The 16985-nt window shown below is 68.8% G+C and carries 15 protein-coding genes and 2 pseudogenes; 3 read left to right on the top strand and 14 right to left on the bottom strand.

Annotated elements, in window-relative coordinates:
* Positions 1–957, bottom strand: coding sequence for a dihydrolipoamide S-succinyltransferase (locus tag OG285_RS38280; RefSeq protein ID WP_371793753.1), 957 nt, complete (start codon positions 955–957; stop codon positions 1–3).
* A gap of 73 nt (positions 958–1030) precedes the next feature.
* Here OG285_RS38280 and OG285_RS38275 point away from each other — a divergent pair, with 73 nt between their 5' ends.
* A complete protein-coding gene (locus tag OG285_RS38275; RefSeq protein ID WP_371793758.1) occupies positions 1031–1240 on the top strand; it encodes a hypothetical protein in 210 nt (69 codons plus the stop codon).
* Positions 1241–1299: 59 nt separating this feature from the next.
* On the opposite strand, the pseudogene OG285_RS38270 reads toward OG285_RS38275, so the two are convergent.
* The 7 genes and pseudogenes from OG285_RS38270 to OG285_RS38240 form a co-directional block, all read right to left on the bottom strand.
* Positions 1300–1494 (bottom strand): annotated as a pseudogene (locus OG285_RS38270) (helix-turn-helix domain-containing protein); the annotation flags it as partial.
* 534 nt (positions 1495–2028) lie between these two features.
* On the bottom strand, positions 2029–3270 hold the full coding sequence (locus tag OG285_RS38265) for a condensation protein (RefSeq protein WP_331760493.1): 1242 nt from the start codon (positions 3268–3270) through the stop codon (positions 2029–2031).
* A 144-nt stretch (positions 3271–3414) separates the two neighbouring features.
* On the bottom strand, positions 3415–4272 hold the full coding sequence (locus OG285_RS38260) for a terpene synthase family protein (protein WP_331760492.1): 858 nt from the start codon (positions 4270–4272) through the stop codon (positions 3415–3417).
* Between the two features lie 6 nt (positions 4273–4278).
* Positions 4279–4425: a hypothetical protein gene (locus OG285_RS38255; protein WP_331760491.1), complete on the bottom strand. Its 147-nt coding sequence runs from the start codon at positions 4423–4425 to the stop codon at positions 4279–4281.
* Positions 4425–6266, bottom strand: coding sequence for a prenyltransferase/squalene oxidase repeat-containing protein (locus OG285_RS38250; protein ID WP_331760490.1), 1842 nt, complete (start codon positions 6264–6266; stop codon positions 4425–4427). Before OG285_RS38250 ends, OG285_RS38255 begins: the two co-directional genes overlap by 1 nt.
* Positions 6267–6531: 265 nt before the next feature.
* Positions 6532–7527 carry a 4,5-dihydroxyphthalate decarboxylase gene (locus OG285_RS38245; protein ID WP_331760489.1) on the bottom strand — a complete coding sequence of 332 codons (996 nt, stop codon included), beginning with the start codon at positions 7525–7527 and terminating at the stop codon, positions 6532–6534.
* Positions 7528–7687: 160 nt separating this feature from the next.
* Positions 7688–9577 (bottom strand): ABC transporter ATP-binding protein, encoded by a 1890-nt coding sequence (locus tag OG285_RS38240; RefSeq protein ID WP_331760488.1) that lies wholly within the window; start codon positions 9575–9577, stop codon positions 7688–7690.
* A gap of 576 nt (positions 9578–10153) precedes the next feature.
* On the opposite strand from OG285_RS38240, the gene OG285_RS38235 reads away from it, so the two are divergent.
* On the top strand, positions 10154–11632 hold the full coding sequence (locus OG285_RS38235; protein ID WP_331760487.1) for an MFS transporter: 1479 nt from the start codon (positions 10154–10156) through the stop codon (positions 11630–11632).
* 53 nt (positions 11633–11685) lie between these two features.
* Here the strand turns inward: OG285_RS38235 and OG285_RS38230 are convergent.
* The 3 genes and pseudogenes from OG285_RS38230 to OG285_RS38220 form a co-directional block, all read right to left on the bottom strand.
* Positions 11686–12018: pseudogene (locus tag OG285_RS38230) on the bottom strand (CbrC family protein); the annotation flags it as partial.
* A 91-nt stretch (positions 12019–12109) separates the two neighbouring features.
* Positions 12110–12487: a fic family toxin-antitoxin system, toxin component gene (locus OG285_RS38225; protein ID WP_331760486.1), complete on the bottom strand. Its 378-nt coding sequence runs from the start codon at positions 12485–12487 to the stop codon at positions 12110–12112.
* Positions 12487–12726, bottom strand: coding sequence for a hypothetical protein (locus OG285_RS38220; RefSeq protein ID WP_331760485.1), 240 nt, complete (start codon positions 12724–12726; stop codon positions 12487–12489). Before OG285_RS38220 ends, OG285_RS38225 begins: the two co-directional genes overlap by 1 nt.
* Before the next feature lie 154 nt (positions 12727–12880).
* Between OG285_RS38220 and OG285_RS38215 the strand changes: the two genes are divergently transcribed.
* Positions 12881–13414 (top strand): DUF1990 domain-containing protein, encoded by a 534-nt coding sequence (locus tag OG285_RS38215; RefSeq protein ID WP_331760484.1) that lies wholly within the window; start codon positions 12881–12883, stop codon positions 13412–13414.
* Between the two features lie 218 nt (positions 13415–13632).
* Here OG285_RS38215 and OG285_RS38210 read toward each other — a convergent pair whose 3' ends face one another.
* The 3 genes from OG285_RS38210 to OG285_RS38200 all read right to left on the bottom strand — a co-directional run bounded on the left by OG285_RS38210 (position 13633) and on the right by OG285_RS38200 (position 16766).
* Entirely contained in the window at positions 13633–14013 is a 381-nt protein-coding gene (locus OG285_RS38210; protein ID WP_331760483.1) for a DUF6009 family protein, read from the bottom strand.
* A 126-nt stretch (positions 14014–14139) separates the two neighbouring features.
* Entirely contained in the window at positions 14140–15690 is a 1551-nt protein-coding gene (locus OG285_RS38205; RefSeq protein WP_331760482.1) for a phage/plasmid primase, P4 family, read from the bottom strand.
* Positions 15687–16766, bottom strand: coding sequence for a bifunctional DNA primase/polymerase (locus tag OG285_RS38200; protein WP_331760481.1), 1080 nt, complete (start codon positions 16764–16766; stop codon positions 15687–15689). Before OG285_RS38200 ends, OG285_RS38205 begins: the two co-directional genes overlap by 4 nt.
* Positions 16767–16985: the final 219 nt, after the last annotated feature.

The raw sequence follows: 16985 nt of genomic DNA, 5'->3' as shown, positions 1-16985 counted from the left end.
CTACTCCCCCAGTGTGTAGATGGTCTTCGCTTTGACCTGGGACAGGTCGCGGCCCTCCGGGAAGACCTGCTGCCAGTCTCCGGCGACGTGCAGTTCGTCGGTTCCGGACATTTGGACGACCGTCAGGCCCGACGTGTGTGCTTTGTGTGCTTTGAGCCACAGGTTCGCGAATGCCTGGGAGCGAATGATGTGCATCCAGTCGGGGCGCCGAATCTCACGGTTCGCGCTGCTCTCCCCGATAGTTGACACGAACTTAGAATACATGGACTTCACATATTCCAGGGCCACTTCATCATTCCTGGAAATGGCATCCTTGCGTACTTCCACGAGGGCACGGCGCATCTTTTCCAGCAGCCCTTCGGACGCGCCGGACGTCCAGGATTCGTGAATGACCGGAGTTTCGCAGTATCCGAGTTTCGCGCAGCGCAGGAGGAGTCGGAGGGTCGGTTCCGTGATCCACAGGTCGCCCGGCTCTTTCCGTGCGCCGAGCGGCGAGGGGAGGTCCGGCTGCTGCCAGGTGGCCGGCGTCACCCGGTGGACGCCGGAGCGCTTCGCGTCGTGGTGGTCACCCTCGGAATGCACCAGCTTCCCGATGGGAAGCCACGTCTTGAGCGCGGACAGGTAGGCCGCGTTCATGTCCAGGGCAGTCACCTCCATGGTGATGTGCCCGCCGCGCGCGGCACGGTGCAACTCCTCGGAGCGCCATTTCGGCCGCGCCTCCCAGACCTGATCCGCACCCTTCTGCGACGCCTTCTTCAAAATGCCCGCGGTGGGCGGGAACTCGCTGTGCTCGTAACGGCCACCAACCCGGGAAGCGGCGAACAGTGCCATCACGTCCGGGACCGCCGTTCTGATGAGCGCGGCCCGCGCGGCCTCCAGGTCCCCGCCATGCGCGGACAGCTCTTCCGCGATCCGCCCGCGGACACGGTCCGCGAGCGGACCGGCAGGCGGCGCCACCCGCTTGGGGGCCGGCGGGGCGACAGGTGCCGACTCCGAGACGGTCGGGGAGGGCGGCGCGGACACAGCCGAGGTGGACACAACCAAGGTGGACGGGGTCGCGGCCGGGGACGGGGTCGTGGCCGGGGACGGGGTCGTGGCCGGGGTGGACAGCGCAGAGGGCACCGGCGGCGACGCCGACATCTGTGGGGTGGGAGCAGGAGCCGGGGGCACGGCCGGAGCGAGAGACGGGGGTGTGATGTGCTCGGGTACAGGAGTGTCGAGCGGGATGAGGGTCTGCTGACCGCCGGCCGCGATACGGTCCGCAGGCAGCCTCGTCAGAGCGTGAGTTGGGCCCGCGAGGAGATCCAGCACGGGCATGCCCCAATGGGAAGCGAGGCGGTCGCAGTCCGTCAGAGTCCACGCGGCCTTTCCCCGCTGCCTGCGACTGACCTGACTTTGCGTCAGCCCCAGAGCGGCAGCCAGCGCCGACTGCTGCTCACCGGTACGGTGCGCAATCGCGGTCACCGTCGCCCGCAGGGTTTCCTCGGTACTCATCAGCATGCGCACACCCTACCCGCCGCATGCGCATATCGCATTCATCATGCATGGTGCGCATCTTTGCGAGGGCTCTCCGCCGGATCGCATTCATGAACACCCCGCCCAGCTGCCTCTACTGACCGGGAGGCTGTGAGGGCAGTGCCGGAGAGCACCCAGCCGTCCTTGGTATGCCTACCACGTAACCTGCGTTACGACGCTGCGGGTCAACGCACGGTTGCCTGAAATGAGCGGTTCACGACAGCGTTCGCCCGACAGTCGTCGTGACCGTTCACCGTACGGAACCCCGGGGCAGTGCGATGGACCAGCCTCCGGGTGGCCACCACGGTGACCGTCACCGGAGGCCGGCACCCGAAGGCCGGGCGAAGTCGGGCGCCGTGATCGTCCCGAGCGCGGTGCGGCCGAACTCGGTGGGGCCGAGCGGGTTGCTTCGGTGTTCAGGTCCTGACCGGCGGGGCGCAGGGAGTGGGGCAGGGTGCGAAGTTCAGCGAAGGGGGAGGTCGCCGAGCGCACTCAGCCGGGTCGGCCCAGGAGTTATGCGGTCAGGTCAGTCAGCAAGGTGGCGGCCTGGTGGGCGAGTGCGTGGATCTGGGTGTCGGTGTACCAGGCGCGGCTGTAGTTCAGGGTCATGGTCAGGCGGCCCTGATAGCGCTTGACGACGGCGAAGACCATCGGGACGTGGCCCAGTGGTGCCAGGCACACATCGACCATGCGGAGACCGTCCGGCAGATCGGGGGCGGTGATGGCGCCGACGTTGGTGATGACGAGGCTGGGCGGGTGCTGGTCGAGCATGTGGGGGAACGCGGCCAGTTCCATCGCGGCGGCTCCGTTCTCCAGAGCAGCGCGCAGCCGGGTGTCCAGGTCCTGCCCGACCGCGACGGGGTCCGCCCCGCCGGCGACCTCAAGCCGGATCGAGGTGGTCGTCGCGGCGGACTGGAGGACCTCGTAGGGCAGCGGCGGGACGAGTCTGCGGCGCATGTCGACGGCCGTCGTGCACAGGATTCGCACCGGTCCACCCGGTGCGGGAAACAGGGTGCGCAGAGCGGTCAGCAGGATTCCGGAGACCAGTGCGTTGACGGTGAGGGAGGCGTCGTGGGCCCGCCGGACCAGCTGTGCGCACTGGTCGGCATCGGCTTCGATCTCGATGATGCCGAAGCTCAGGTCGGGCCCGGGGCCGCCGTTACGCGAGGCCGGAGTGGGCAGCAGCGCGGGCGGAGCCCCGGTGTCCAGGCGGGCGCGTTCGTCGACGAAGTCGCGCAGCTGCCGCGGGGTGAAGCGCGCTGCGAGCAGGTCGTCGAGCGCCGGGCCCAGCACCGGCCGGACGGGCTCGTCGGGAGCGGGCCGGCCGGTGGACAGTGCGGTGTAGAGGGTCCACAGGCGTTGGTGGACAGCGACGTAACTCATCGCGTCGGCGAAGGCCCGGGGAAGCGTCAGGACCACCCGGCGGTGACCGGGGCGGTCCGGCTCGTGGAGCACGGTGATCCGGAGCAACGGATCCTGTTCCCAGTTGAGGGGTGCGCTGATCTCCTCGTCGAAGTCAGCGCCATGGCCCAGGAAGGGTCCGGTGGCCGTCTCCCCGATCCGGGCCAGTGGCCCGGCCTCCGCACGGTCAGTGGTGATCCTGCCGGTGATCAGGGGGTAGCAGGACCGCAGTCGGGCCAGGGCAAGCGCCAGGACCGCCTCGTCGAGCTCGCCCACGATGTCGCAGTGCAGTACGAGCCGGACACCGGCAGCAGTGATGGCCGCCTCGTGCGGTGCGAGCTGACGCTCCGTCATCGCCCCTCCCCTGATTCCACGGACAGCGACACCATCGCCCGGCACGCCACCACCGGAGACGGCTTCGCACCGCGTTCATCCGGACGAATGAACGCACCGGCGCGACCGTGCCGGAGTGGTGGGTCTGGCACGCTGCCCCGGCTCTCAGGAGGGGTCGGGGACGAACTCGGTCCGGTCGGTATGAAGGGTCATGGTCCCCGGGCAGGTGCCGTCCCACTGGAGACCACCGTGTTCGTAGCGGTTGCTGAGGGTGGCCCACCAGAGATTCGAGGTCATGATGTGGCCGACCGTGTCGAGGTAGCCCCGCAATCCCTCAGGGCTCTCCCCGTCCCTTTCCTTGTGCGGGTCTCCGCGCGGCTCCGGGTCCGGGGCAGGGACCGGTGAAGGACGACGGGCGTCATGGTCCATGATCTGTTCGCGCAGGTACAGGAAGTGCGCCTCGGTTGCGTCGATGAGCGTGCACAACCGGTTCATCGCGCCCCCGGTGGTGAGCCCCTCGCTCTCCCGGAGGTGGTGCACCAGATTCATGGTGTCGCCCATGGCGGCTTCCCGCCGGTAGGAGACAAGGTCGTTGATCAAGGTGTAGCCGTCGACGGCGGTGTCGTGCAGGGCCTTCATCTCCGGTCGCCGGAACGTCTCCTCGGCGAGCGGCAGCGCGGGGTTCTGCGCTTCGGCGAATCCGAAGAGCCAGCGCACGCCCAGGCTGCTGCGCCGCTGGTGCAGGTAGTCCTCGTAGCCGGTGTACTCCTCTTCCCGCCACTGTTCGAGTTCGGTGGTGAAGCCGTAGGCGAAGTCCTCCATGCAGGCGACGAACCGCTCCCAGGCGGGACGGGGCATGCGCCGGCGCAGCCAACGGAATTCGGCGGTCAGCGGGGTCGCGCCGTCCTGCCATCCCACCAGGTCCGACATGAGGCGGGAGAAGACACCCCAGGTCGCGAAGGAGCTGCCGCCGAGAGCGCCCCGGTCGACGAGGCTGTTCTCGATCCCGATGAGGTGGTTCATGAGCTTCTAACACACCAGTGCGAGGTCGTAGCCGGCGTGCGGGATGCTCAGCGCGACCAGGAGCGTCCCGTCGACGTTGTGCTCGACGCGGTCGTGGTCGCCGTCGTAGGCGAACCCGAGATGCTCGTGCGCCCAGGCGCCGGTCTCCGCCATCAGCCGCTCGCTGTCGGCGTGCAGGGCACGGGGCAGTTGGTGTGCGAGCACCGGCATCCGGAAGCTCTGGCCGGACAGGGCCGCCGCCGACCGGACGGGGGGCCGGACCGACAGATCCACTGCTGGCCGCAGACCGCGCGGTCCACGAACGTGCCCTCTCGGCCGGTCGACAAGGCACAGCTCTGGGCTGCCCGGCTGCCCCTCCCCCGGCGCCCTGTCATTGCGATGCTGTGCGGGCACGCTCCGGCGCCTCCCTGCGTGCCGATCGGCGAGGTCCTGTGCCGGCGGATCAGCGAGGTTCCGCGCCGGTGAGCGGGTGAGGTGACCCAGGGCCCGCAGCACGCAGATGTCGGTGAGCAGCGGCACGTGGTACGTGAAGGGGCGCGGGCCGACCATGTCGGGCGGGGAGTCGAACCGCCGTCCGCGTCCTGGCGTTCACACAGCCATCGGGCCCCCGCGCGCTGCGGTGGGCTGCCGGTGGCCTGCCTGCCGAGGGCGAGAAGTGCGTAGGAGGTGCTGATCGCGTCACTGGTGTGGCCCGGTTCTCTGCTCCAGCCGCCGTCCGGGTTCTGCGTGTCCGCCACCAGTTGCCGGATCCGGGCGGCCATCGCGAGCCCGGACGCTCCCGGGCCGGCTGCCATGCGGGCCCGGTACAGGACGTGCAGCCGGCTGTTGCTCCAGCCCGGCTCGAAGTATCCGTCCCGGTGCTGACTCGCCGCCAGGAACCGGCGCGCCTCCTCCAGCAACCGGGCGTCCCCACGCCCCGCGGGCGCGAAGGCGTTCACTGCGGCCGCCGTCATGCACGCCTCCGACGGCCCGCCCGCGACATACGTGGGAAACCCTCCGTCCGGCCCGCGCAGCGCCCTGAGTCTGCCCAGCCCCGCGTCGATCTCGTGCTTGTAGCGTCCGGGGTCGAGGGCCTGGAGGAATTCCAGGGCCACTGAGGTGTCGTCGGTGTCCGTGAGGCGGGTGCCGTTCGTGATGGACCAGCCGCCGCACTGTTTCTGCTCGCTCACCAGATGGCCCGCCACCTGGTGCAGCAGCGAAGTGGAGGCGCCTGCCACCGCCAGGGCCAGGCCACCGGTGGCGGTGCACCAGGTGTCGATGTCCGATACGAACGGGAATCCCCCGTCAGCACGCTGCAGGGGCAGCATCGCCGTCAGGCCGCGCCGGACCAGGTGGTCGTTCCCGGGCAGCCGTGCCAGGGCGTGCAGGGCCAGTACGTGGGCCAGCAGGTGTCCCTCCCACACCCGGCCCGAACCGTCCTGCGTCGCCCGCAGCGCCACGAGATCATCTGCGCTGATCTCCACGGGCCCGTCCCGGGTGGATCGCACGATGACCGCGGACGCGACGCTCTGCACCCGCGCCCACGGGTGCAGGACACCGCTCGGTGCACTGCCCGCGGGGTCGGCGGCGCTTGAAGGGACTGTTGCAGAGGCGGTTGCGGCGGCGGTTGCAGCGGCCGTTTCCGGGGATCTCCCGGTGTGCCCGCCGAGGATCACCGCCACCGCGTCGAGGACCAACCGGCGCCGGGGCGCGACATAGGAGGGCACCTGTTCCAGGATGAGCGTACGGAAATCCTCCCCCTCCGGTGCCGGCCCTGCTCCGCTGCCCACCAGGGCCAGCGACCGCTCCAGCGGATCAGGACTCTTGCACCGCAGCCACAGATAACGGGTCACCCGCTCACGGCTTCCGGAGAAGTCCATGAGCCGGCGCATCAGCGCCAGCACGAGAGCGGACTCCAGAACCCGGCTCCGGCACGGCTCCCGCAAGGCGCCGTCAGCTTCGACCCGCTCCTCCACCCGACTCCGCAGCCGGGCCGTCGCCTCCACCACGGTCACAGACGCATCCCGGCCTGCGGCGAATCTCGGACCCGGGCGGCGCTCCGGCTGACAGGTCTGCTCAAGATCCATGCTCAGGAAGCTAATGGGGAGCCCCGCCGGGCGTTCCTGCTCTTCCTCAGGTGCACCCGGATGGCGGACGACACCGCGTGCGTCTCCGACGTCGTCAGCTGATCAGCCGCGGTCCCGCTGGCCGGCGGGTCGGACGTGACGGAGCGCGCTGTCCGGCAGCGCCGAGCGTTCTGGCCGGACGGACGAGCTTTGTTCAGGTGTCGAGCAGTGCCGGGGCGGTGATGTCCTCGATGGTGAGCAACGTTTTCGACAGGCCCTGCTCGTAGTGGTGCCGCAGGAACATGTCGACGGCCTTGCGGTTGCGCTCGACGCCGTAGGGCCACCAGTCGTCTCCCATCAGGCGGCGGTTGCGTTCGAACAGGCTGCTGAACCACGGGGTGATGAGGTTCATGTGCTGCTTGACCGCGCCGCCCAGGTAACGCTGTTCCACCTGGCCCTTCGCGGTGCAGAACGCGTCGAAGACCGCTTTGAGCAGAGCGCCGTCGGAAGCGAACTCTCTGTCGACAGCAACCAGATGCATGGGCGGGAAGATGCCGGTACGCCCGTAGTAGTCCCGCTCCACCGTCTCGTAGTCCGGGAAGAGGCGGGCAACGCGCGGCGACCCTTCGGTGATGGCCCGGGGCACGTCGACGGAGATCAGCGCGTCGATCTCGCCCTCCTCCAGCATCGCGCCCAGGGTCTGGCCGTCTCCGAGGTGGCGGACGTCGGCATCCGCAGGCGTCGGCAGGGGGAGCCAGTCGAACGCGGGCAACGGGGTGTTGGTGCCTCCGATGACCCACGAGCACTCGTCCCAGCGCACCCCGAAGTCGTCGGCGAGGATGCCCTTGACCCACACACCGGGGTCATGCCCGTACAGGGCGAACTCCCCGATGCGCTTCCCTGCCAGATCTCCGGACTGCTCGATGCCGCTGTCGGTGTTGACGAAGATGGCCGAATGGCGGAAGTTGCGGTTGGGGAACACCGGGAGCGCGACGAACGGCCGCTGCGCCGTGTCCCACATCCGCAGGAAATAGGTCAGCCCCAGCTCGGCGACGTCGAACTCGCCGAGCACCGCCCTGCGGAAGACGTCCGAGACGATCGGCGCCCCCTCGACCGTGGCCGTCACTCCCTCGATGGAGACCTCCCCCGTGAGCAGTGCTTGCGTGTGCTCGTAGGGGAAGACGCCGACGTGGATCTCGCGTTGGTTCATGGCTTGCCTCCTCGATCCCACCTTCAGAACGCGGACGCGGACGCGGACGCGTCCGTGGCCGACCTGATCGCTGCCACCGTCGAAAACCCGGACCGGATCCGCAAACGGTCCGCACGCTCCTGCCCCCGTCCTGACCGGTCGCGGCGCCGCCCCCTGAAGGTCAGCCGACCGGGCGCACCTCCTGCGCCTGCGGGTTCTCGAACTGGGTTCGGTACAGCTCCTGGTAGCGGCCTGCGGCTGCCAGCAGTTCGGTGTGGGTTCCGCGCTGGACGACCCGGCCGTTCTCGACGACCAGGATCAGGTCGGCGGCCCGTACGGTCGAGAGCCGGTGGGCGATCACCACCGCGGTACGGCCCTCAAGTGCCTCACCCAGGGCCTCCTGGACGGCGGCCTCGGAAGTGGAGTCCAGGTGGGCCGTGGCCTCGTCGAGGATGACCACGCGCTGGCGGGCCAGCAACAGCCTTGCAATGGTGAGCCGTTGACGTTCACCACCGGAGAGCCGGTATCCGCGTTCACCCACGACGGTGTCTAGGCCGTCGGACAACGAGGCCACCAGCCCGTCGAGGCGGGAGCGGCGCAGGGCGTCCCAGATGTCGTCCTCGGTGGCGTCGGGCCGGGCGAGGAGCAGGTTCGCCCTGACGGATTCGTGGAAGAGGTGCCCGTCCTGTGTGACCATCCCCAGGGTCTCGCGGATCGATTCGGCGCTCAGGTCGCGTACGTCGACGCCGTTGAGCCGTACGGAACCGGAGTCGGCGTCGTACAGCCGCGGCAGGAGCTGCGCGATCGTGGACTTGCCCGCTCCCGAAGAGCCGACGAGTGCGACCATCCGGCCCGGTTCGGCACGGAAGGAGACCTCGTGCAGGACCTCGGTACCGCCACGGGAATCGAGGGTCGCCGTATCTTCGAGGGAGGCCAGTGAGACCTTCTCGGCGGTGGGGTAGGCGAAGGAGACCTTGTCGAACTCCACGGACACCGGTCCGTCCGGCACCCGGTGGGCGTCCGGCTTCTCGACGATCAGTGGCTTCAGATCGAGAATCTCGAAGACCCGCTCGAAGCTCACCAGAGCGCTCATCACCTCGACCCGGGCGCCGGCCAGCGAGGTCAGCGGGGCGTAGAGGCGGGTCAGCAGCAGGGCGAGGGATACGACAGCCCCCGGGTCGAGCGTGCCGCGCAGGGCGTAGTGGCCGCCGAGTCCGTAGACCAGGGCCAGTGCCAGGGCCGACACCAGTGTGAGAGCGGTGACGAACGTCGACTGGGCCATGGCGGTACGAACACCGATGTCGCGTACCCGGCTCGCGCGGGCGGCGAACGCGGCGGACTCCTCGTCGGGACGCCCGAAGAGCTTGATGAGAGTCGCGCCCGGGGCGGAGAAGCGTTCGGTCATCTGCGTACCCATGGCGGCGTTGTGATGGGCGGCTTCGCGCTGCAGCGCCGCCATCCGGGTGCCCATCCGGCGGGCGGGGACGACGAACACCGGCAGCAGCACCAGAGCGAGCAGGGTGACCTGCCAGGAGATGCTGAGCATCACGGCGAGGGTCAGCAGGAGCGTGACGACATTGGAGACGACGCCGGAGAGGGTGTTGCTGAAGGCCCGTTGAGCTCCGATGACGTCGTTGTTGAGCCGGCTGACGAGTGCGCCCGTGCGGGTGCGGGTGAAGAAGGCGACCGGCATCCGCTGCACGTGGTCGAAGACCGCCGTGCGGAGATCGAGGATCAGCCCCTCGCCGAGGGTGGCCGAGAGCCGGCGGGTGAGCAGTCCAAGTCCGGCCTCAGCGACCGCGATCGCGGCGATGAGCCAGGCGAGGCGGGAGACCGTGCCGCTCTCCCGGCCTTGAACGATCGCGTCGACGACGCGGCCTGCGAGTACCGGAGTGGCCACCGCGAGCAGAGCGGTGACGACACTGAGCAGGAGAAAACGGTACAGCTGCCGGTGGTGCCGGCTGGCGAACGTGGCGATACGGCGCAGAGTGGCCCGGGAGAAGGGTCTCCGGTCCTGTTGGGCACTCATCGCACTGTGCAGCGAGTGCCATGCGGTGACTTCCATGTCCATGAAGGTGACTCCGAATCTGTTGGCCCGGCGCTGGTGGCCCCGGCGCTGGTGGACCGACTCTTGGTTCCCATCGGCCGTGTGGTCCGGGATGCATACAGAACGCTAAAACCTCAAGCAAACTTGATGTCAATGGACTGCGCTGCCGGACCCCGCCTGTCCCTCCGGTCCCGTTGGTCCCGTTGGTCCCGCCGATTCCGCCGATCCCGCCGGTCAACTCGCCTGTTCCGAGGGATGATCCGACCAGTCCGGCACGCAGCTCAGGGTGTCCGGTACACAGCGCAGGGTGTCAGGAACCGCCGTGCGGTGGCGAACCGGCCATCGTCCCGCGTCCTCCCGTGTCATCCCGCATCATCCCGGTCAGCCGCATGACAAGAGCGGCAGCGGGTGACGGTGTGGCTTCGCCCGCAGTCCGAGCAGCGCTCCGGCAGCGATTCGCGCCCCTGTGGCGTCGTCGGCATGGGCTGGTCATGGCCAGGCGATGGGCGATTAGTGCGAGTGCCGGTCGAATGGGTACTGATCGGATCGCCGCACCCGCTATCGGATCACCGACTCGCTGCGGACGGGGATGATCCGGATATGGATCTCCGTCTGTCCACGGCCCAGGGCCGCTGGGTCATCCTCACGACCGTGCTCGGTTCCAGTATGGCGCTGCTGGACTCCACCGTCGTCAACGTCGCGTTGCCGCGCATCGGTGACGATCTGCACGCCCCACTGGGTTCCCTGCAGTGGATCACCAACGCCTACACGGTCACGCTGGCCGGGCTGATTCTCCTCGGTGGCTCGCTCGGCGACCGGTACGGACGCCGCAGGGTGTTCGTCATCGGGGTGGTCTGGTTCGCATGCGGTTCGCTGTTGTGCGGTCTCGCGCCGACTACGGAGGTGCTGATCTCCGCGCGTGCCCTGCAGGGCATCGGCGGCGCGCTGCTGACTCCGGGCTCCCTCGCCATCATCCAGGCCAGCTTTCATCCTGCCGAACGCTCGAAGGCCGTCGGCATGTGGTCGGGTCTCGGCGGCATCGGATCGGCGATCGGCCCGTTCGTCGGCGGCTGGCTGGTCGATGGGCCGGGCTGGCGCTGGGTGTTCCTGATCAATCTTCCGCTCGCGGCGCTGTGCGTACCGGTCGCGCTGCGACACGTGCCGGAGACGAAGGACCCGCGGCATCACGGCAGGTTCGACGTGGGAGGGGCCCTGCTCGGCGCGCTCGCGCTGGCACTCCTGGCCTACTCGCTCATCGCGGAGAACGGGTGGGCCGGGGGGCTCGGCGTCGTGGGCGCGGTGTCGTTCGTGCTGGTGGAGAAGCGGCGACCGGACCCGATGCTGCCGCTGTCGATCTTCTCCTCCCGCCTGTTCTCCATGGTCAACATCGTGACCCTGTGCGTGTACGCGGCTCTGGGCGGCTTCTTCTTCCTCGGCACACTGCAACTTCAGGTCGTGTCCGGCTACTCGCCACTGGCGGCCGGCACGGCCCTGCTGCCGACGACGGTGCTCCTGCTGCTGTTCTCGGCGCGGTCCGGACAACTCGCGGACCGGATCGGCCCGCGGGCCCCGCTGACCGTGGGGCCTCTGCTGTGCGCGGGGGGCCTGCTCCTGATGCTGAGGGTCGGCCGCCACGCCTTCTATCCGACGGACGTGCTCCCCGCGCTGGTGATGCTCGGCGCGGGCCTGGTCACGCTCATCGCCCCGCTGACCTCGACGGTGCTCTCCTCCGTGGAGACCGCCCGCGCGGGCCTCGCGAGTGGCGTGAACAACGCGGCGGCCCGCGCGGCCGGCCTGATCGCGGTCGCCGCGCTGCCGTTCCTCACGGGGATGGGGCCGCAGGCGTACCACTCGGCCACCGCCTTCGACCGGTCGTTCAACAAGGCCATGCCGATCTGCGCGGGCATCATGATCGCGGGCGCGCTCGTCGCCTTCCTCACCGTCCGAAGGCCGGCTCCCGCGGACCTGGCGCAGGTACGCGCGGAGCCCGAGTGCCGCATGAGCTGCGGGCTGTCCGCGCCGCCACTGGAACAGGTCACCGCGGACACACCTCCCGAACGGCGGCACGCCGGGTCGTAGGCGTGTCGCCTGACCCGTTCGGGGCCGTAGTTCGGCCCTTCCGCGCGGAACGCGGCGCCGTCACCGCAGTGGAAGAACCACTGGGGCTCCTGCCATGCCTCGAAGCCCGGAGTGCGGCTGTCGACGGCTGCGAAGACCTTGAGAGGAACGTCGTCCCCCAGACTGGTCCCGCCCGTGAAGTGGGCATCGAACCGCTCTGCGGCGCTGCCGTCCGCGATGCACCACGGGCACAAGTGCCCCGTGAGGTCCTCGGCTGCGTAGACCGGTCCGGTGTATATGTGCCCGCGCTTCCGCTCACAACAGAGGCACGTCGCGTCGGAGGGAACCACCACGCCCGTGGCCACAGGATCGGGGTGATACGGAAACTCGGGAAGCAGCTCGGTCACAGCCCGGCACCGTAACAGTCGCCCCGGACAGACAACCGCGACCGTACGGAACACTCAGGCCGGGTGCTCGTCCACAAGAACACCCGGGTGATCAGCTGACGGTGGGCCAGGTGCGGAGCAGCGCGGCGATTTTGGGGGCGGTGCAGCCGGCGTCGAGGAGGAGGTCCCGCAGGGCTGTGGCGTGGTGGCGGGTCGGTTTGACGGCGATGCCCGTGGCTTCCAGGTACATGACGCCGGTGGCGGCGGCGACGGCCATGTTGGAGCGTTCCAGCCATCGGCAGCGGCCCAGGGTGTGCACGAGGGCGGCGGCTTTGGCGTAGGGGCCGTCGTAGATGGGCTGGTCGAAGGATTCGGCGCGATGGCGGGCGACGGCGGCGAAAGGCACGCCGTAGTCGTCAGGCGCAGGGTCGCCTGTTCCTGCGATCTCGGCGACCTGCAGGATCCAGGGAGTGTCGATATGCAGTTCCATCACGCGACGCGGGCCACCGGAGTGGTGTTCTGTGCGTCCTCGGCTTCGTCGAAGACGTCCTGGTGCTCGGCGAGGAAGCGGGCGGCTGCGTCCACCGCGCGGCTGCGCAGGCCGCTGCTGTCTTCCTGGACGAGGCGGGTGAGATAGTCGCCGACGCTCAGACCGAGGTCAGCAGCACGCTGCTTCGCGACTTCCGCGACATCCTGGTCGACCCGTGCCCCGAGCTGTGTCTTCGCCATGACCTCATGGTAACACTTGTTACCAAGAGCGTCTGGCGGCCATCCACGTACGTGACCTGCAACGACCAGAGCTCGCCTTGTACGCACGACTGTGCCTCGGTAGCGAAGCGGGCGGACGATTCAGAACCGGTGGCGAGCGCTATACGGTTCGGTGGTGGACGGATTCACCTATGCGCAGATAGGCGCGAGCCGCGAAGGACACTGTCCCGAAGGGTTCAGACCGTTGCGGGTGAGTACCCGGCTGGGCACGGAAGAAGACATCGTTCGGACCGCCGGCGCATACCTGCTGAGCTGGCAGATGCACCGGGCCGTAGGCGTGTCCATCGAGACGCAGGCTCCGACAGCGGTTGTCGGTGCAGAAGTTGTCGTGGGGCTGGGCATAGGCCCGTGGCGGGTTCGGGCGCCATGCCGCGTGGCGTGGACCGTGCAGAACGCGCGGCAGGTGGGGTTCGGGTACGGCACCCTGCCGGGGCATCCCGAGTGTGGTGAAGAAGCGTTCGTTGTCGAGAGGCTGGCTGACGGCGCCGCGTGGCTGACCGTCTCTGCCTTCAGCCGTCCTGACGCTTGGTGGACCCGCGCGGCCGGCCCTCTGGTTCCCGCCTTTCAGCGGGGGTACGCGCGCCGGTGCGGGCACGTACTGAGGAAACTGGCTGCGCAGCCGCGAGTGGACACCGATACGAACCGGTAAGGCGCGCCATCGTTACGAAGCGGTAGGTCGCACGCGCCATCGTGTTGATGTTCCCCGGCCGGACACGGAGCAGAACCGAACCCGCGCCGTCGGAGTCAGCTCCGTCTGCGGGAAACCGGCCTGTTCTTTTCGCCTTCGGGCATCTGGTTCGCCCACCACGGCCGGCGGTCCGTCCACCACAGCCCGTCCAGTGCACGGGCACGTTGCTGACCCGTGGGTCAGCTGGTGGCTGCTATCGCGGCGGGACCGCGTTGGGAGCGGGGGGTTTTGTCACCGACGCGGCGGGGCTGAATGGTGGCGGGATCGACGGCTTCACCGGGGGCGCCTTCGTGGTAAGGGCCGTCCGGATTGGTGTCGCGATCGTGCGGGAGGAGGAAGAAGACCCGGCGGAGATGGAGTCCGCTGTCGGGGTCGGACTCGGCATGGGTGTCGAGCTCGGTGTAGCCGATCATGCGGCCGTCCCGTTCGTAGCGGGGCTTGCCTCGGCGGCGGGGAGTTTTGTCGAGGGCCTGACGTACGTAGTCGAGATCGTCGGGGTCCTCCAGCCATACCACGGCGTTCTCGTGGCGGAGGTCGCTCTCGTTCAGCAGCGAGCTCATGGCTGCAGCCCCTTTTCGTTGTGGCCAGCCTCTTGGGGGCCGGGATGGGTGCGGTGAGCACGATCCCGGGTGGCGGCACCAGTGTCATGGTAAGCGGCGGACGCGCATGCGCCCAGGGCGCGAAAGTCAGTCATGGTCGTTGTGGGGTTCATCGTCGGTGAGCAGTCCGAGGCCGGGGTAGTACTTTTTGCCGCTGGATTTCATCATGTCGGCAGGTGAGGCCAGGGAGAGTTCCTGGCGGACGCGGGTGGCGAAGGCACGGGCGGTTGCGGGGCGGATTCCTTCGCCGGCGCTGCACCAACTGCTGTAGGTCGTGTACAGCAGGCCTTGTTCGACGCGGAGGTCGCCCGTCGTGCGGTCGGGGTGATCGGTGGTGCAGCACTCGGCGAGGAAGCGGCCGATGTGGTCTTCGGTGGTGGCGTAGGCAGCGGTGGCGCTGCGGACGGTGGCCGGTCCGGCCAGCGGGTCGCGGGTGTCGAGGTAGCGCTTGGCGCCTTCGATGAGCCACTGCAGGATGCCGGGGCCTTCGCTCTGCACGAGTTCCTTGGCAAGGTTGTCAATCTTGCGGGAGGCGGGGACCACACGTTCGAAGGGGATCAACCGGATCCGCCGCCAGAAGGCGTGGCCGCCGGTACCGACTTCGGGGCGGTGGTTGCCGAGCAGCCAGAGTTTGTGGGTGGGGTTGAAGCTGAAGAAGTCCTGGCGCATGCGGCGGGCCATGATGCGGTCCCCACCCGTGAGGAGCTTGACCCGGGATTCGTCGAACTTGTCGTTCGGCTTGAGTTCGGAGCAGACGACGATGCGCCGGCCGTGGAGTTCGGTGAGCTCGGTGGAGTGCTCGGAGAACTTGCCCTTTTCCATGAGGAAGCCGGGCGGGGCGGCCTGGGCGTAGTCACCGAGGATCTGCGTCATGACGTCCAGCAGGACGGACTTGCCGTTGGCTCCTGTCCCGTACAGGAAGGGCAGGACCTGGGCGCCGACGTCCCCGGTGACGGAGTAGCCGAGGAGCAGGTGGAGGAAGTGGATGGTCTCCTCGCCCTTGGCGTCCTCGCCGAAGGTGTCGTGGAGGAAGCGGTGCCACCGGGGCGTGGGCATCACTTCGGGAGCGACACTGGTGGCACGGGAGTGCATGTCCGCTTCGGGGTCGGGCTTGTGAAGGTTGCCGGTGTGGAGGTCGACGACGCCTGCGGGAGTGCACAGGGCGTACGGGTCTCCGTCCAGGACATCAGGGTCCAGGGCCAGTGCAGGCGAGGCCTTGGCCTGAGTGAGCATGGCCTTGATACCGGGGGTCGACATGGAACGCCGCCGGTGGGACGCCAGATCGCGGTTGGTGAACTGGCCGGTCGGGTCGGTCGCGGGCATCTGCTCGGCCAGGTCACCGGCTGCCCAGACGGCTGCCTTTTCGCCGCCGGTCCGCTTCCATCTGTACTGATCCCAGTGGTACCAGCCCAGGCCCTCGACATGACGGAACTGTTCACCGAACATCATCGCGAACAGTTTGGCGTTGCCGCGATCGGTGAGCAGTCCGGGAAGTTGCCCCGTCGGCGAAGGCGGCCCCTGCACAGCGGTGGTGATCTGCTGAGCGGGCAGGCTGGGCTGGTCCGCCTGGACTTCGAGAGCGAGCATCTGTTGCGCCGCGGCAGTGGCGTCGAAGCGTGGGATGTCGGCGCTGCTCATGGGCGTCCCTTTAGGTGAAGCGGCCGGGCTGCGCCGGCGGACAGGGCAGAGGCGATGACGGTGAGGCTGTGTCGGCTGCGGTTCGGGCGGGCGGCGTCGGCCGCTGTGATGAGCAGGTCGCGGGCCTGCGTCTCGGTCAGATGGCCGGAAGCGACGAGGCCACCGGCGGTGTAGGCGGCGCGGTTCAGCTTTTCGGTGAAGGCGGTTCCCTCGGGGGCGGCCGCACAGGCTTCCACTTGGGCCAGCAGCGGCTCCAGGAGCCGGTTGGCGCGTTGCCGACCGGCTGCTCGCGTCGATCCTGGGCGTGGCATCGGGACGTGAACCGGTTCCGTGCGCACGGTATGGCCGGTGCGCTGGAGCTCAGCCGCGAGCCAGTCGGGAAGAACCGCGGGCAGCCGTGCCGGACCTAGGGGGGTGTACGTCCCCGCGGGCGTGCGCGTGGCAGGGGTGACGATGTAACCGCCGGTGGAGCGGACATCGACCTGCCAGGCGAGAGCGACCTTGGGGCTGGAACCGACCGAGGAGCGGTAACCCGGCCCATTGGGCGGTGTCCGGTACCAGACGTGCAGGCCGCCTGATGGGGTCTGCACCCGCAAGGTCGTGTCGTCGTCCGCAGGGTTGCGCCGGCCTCGGAGTGCTGCCAGCAGAGCGAGTGTGTCGAACCCGGAGGCGAGGCCTGCCAGGTTGACGCTCTCGTGGATGGGGATGCCGGGCAGGAGCTGGTCGCGATGAGGGACTTCAGCGCTGTGCGCGTCGATGTCGAGAACGACAAGGCCGGCCGGGCCGCAGGAGACACCGACGCCGAGGGTGGGGTTCTTGCCCCACCAGGCGGCCAGGAGAGCCGGGTTCGTGGTGGCCGCGTGGAAGCTGTGGCACCACCTCCCCGCGGCGATGCAGGCGCAGTCCACGGGGCTGTGGGGCACCTCCCGGCACGGCGGGCAGTTGCCTGCGGGAGTTTTACGGCCGGCGGCCAGGGGGTGGACGGGCCAGCCGTTTGCGGCGCACCAGCAGGCAACGTCGTAGGGACTCGTGGCTCCAACCGGCTGGGAACCACTGGTCTCTCGTTGACGCGCCACGCTGATTCGTCCTTGTCGAGGGGCTGACCGCTTATTCAGTCCCTGGGGTAAAAGACCAGCTCACAGCGTTGCGAAGGCTGAACAAGGGACCGAAGGGACTGAGTTTCCCAATCAGGCCTGAGCCTACAGCAGCCACTTGGGTGCGGGTAAAGCCGTTTCCTAACTTCAGTCCCTTCAGTCCCTGTTTCAGCCATGGGAGTTGGGCAGCACGGAGCCCGT

The sequence above is a fragment of the Streptomyces sp. NBC_01471 genome (assembly GCF_041438865.1).
In the GTDB taxonomy this organism is placed as follows: domain Bacteria; phylum Actinomycetota; class Actinomycetes; order Streptomycetales; family Streptomycetaceae; genus Streptomyces.
The sequence above is the reverse complement of the archived record's forward strand: the minus strand, read 5'-3'. Positions and strand labels throughout refer to the sequence as shown.